The 1,083-nt window shown below is 75.9% G+C and carries 2 protein-coding genes; one reads left to right on the top strand and one right to left on the bottom strand.

The features are described 5' to 3' along the window. Positions 1-24: 24 nt before the first annotated feature. Positions 25-627 (top strand): AAA family ATPase, encoded by a 603-nt coding sequence (locus ACFU6K_RS39560; protein WP_380671595.1) that lies wholly within the window; start codon positions 25-27, stop codon positions 625-627. A 45-nt stretch (positions 628-672) separates the two neighbouring features. Here ACFU6K_RS39560 and ACFU6K_RS39555 read toward each other — a convergent pair. Further along, positions 673-1,083: hypothetical protein (locus tag ACFU6K_RS39555; protein WP_380671593.1), on the bottom strand; the 411-nt coding region annotated here is incomplete at its 5' end.

The raw sequence follows: 1,083 nt of genomic DNA, 5'->3' as shown, positions 1-1,083 counted from the left end.
CCCCGGACCGCTTACCGTGCCGGTATGCATACCGACGAAATCCCGTGGGACGTCCTGCTGATCGGCGGGGCCTCCGGCCTCGGCAAGAGCCGCGCCGCCGACCTCCTGCGCGTCCAACACGGCGCGTTCGTCGTCGAGTTCGACGACGTCGTGGCCGCCCTCCAGGCCGCCACCAGCGCGGACAGCCACCCCGGCCTGCACCACTTCTCCGCCGTGCCCGACCCGGACGCGCTGGGCGCCGACCGCGTCCTGGAGCTCCAGATCGCCACCGCCCGCGCCCTGGACGACGCGCTGCTCGGCGTCGTGCGCAACCGGCTCACCGTGGACGTGCCCGCGATCGTGGAGGGCGACTACCTCACCCCGGCCGCCGCCGCCCGCGCCGCCGCCGAGGCCGCCGCCCAGGGGCGGCGGGTGCGCGCGGTCTTCCTGCACGAGGACGACCCGCGCAGCATCGGCGCCAACTACGCCGACCGCGAGCCCGACAGCGGCCCGCAGCCCGAGCGCGCCGCCGTCAGCGCCCGCTACAGCACCTGGCTCGCCGACCAGGCCCGCGCCCACGCGCTGCCCGTGGTCGAGTGCCGCCCGTACGCCACCCTGCCCGAGCGCCTGGCCGCCGCCCTGGCGTGACAACCGGGCGGGCCGGCGGGCGCGGCGGCGTGACGGCGGGTCAGGTCAGGCGTCCTCGATGTCCGAGATCAGCTTGCTGCCCAGGTCGCTCTGCACCGCCAGCCGGGTGTGCCCGGCGTCGGGGCCGGTTCCCCAGGTCAGCGTGACGGTGGTGAACAGGTGCCCGGCGCCGGAGTCGTGGTAGCGCACCTCCCAGCGGGTGGGCACGTCCTGGGCGCGCAGCACGCCGTCGGCGTGGTTGGCCTCCTCCCAGGCCGCCAGCCGCCGGCGGAAGTCCTCGGTGAGGTAGTGGGCGCGCAGCTCGGTGCCCAGGTCGTCGGTGCCGTCGGAGACGGCGTCGATGTAGGCGCCGTAGAAGTCGGCGACCCGGTCGACCGCGGAGTCCGGGCTGCCGCTGCGGACCGCGGAGTCCGCGGCGGTGTCGGTGTCGGTGTCGGTCATGTACGTCCCCATCCG

It is taken from the genome of Kitasatospora sp. NPDC057512 (assembly GCF_042802135.1).
Lineage (GTDB): Bacteria > Actinomycetota > Actinomycetes > Streptomycetales > Streptomycetaceae > Kitasatospora.
Note: the sequence above shows the minus strand (reverse complement) of the source record. Positions and strands in the feature narration are given on the sequence as shown.

What these genes read in the sequence shown, in the direction of transcription:
- ACFU6K_RS39560 (WP_380671595.1), top strand. Translation starts at nt 25, where the DNA reads ATGCATACCGACGAAATCCCGTGGGACGTCCTGCTGATCGGCGGGGCC.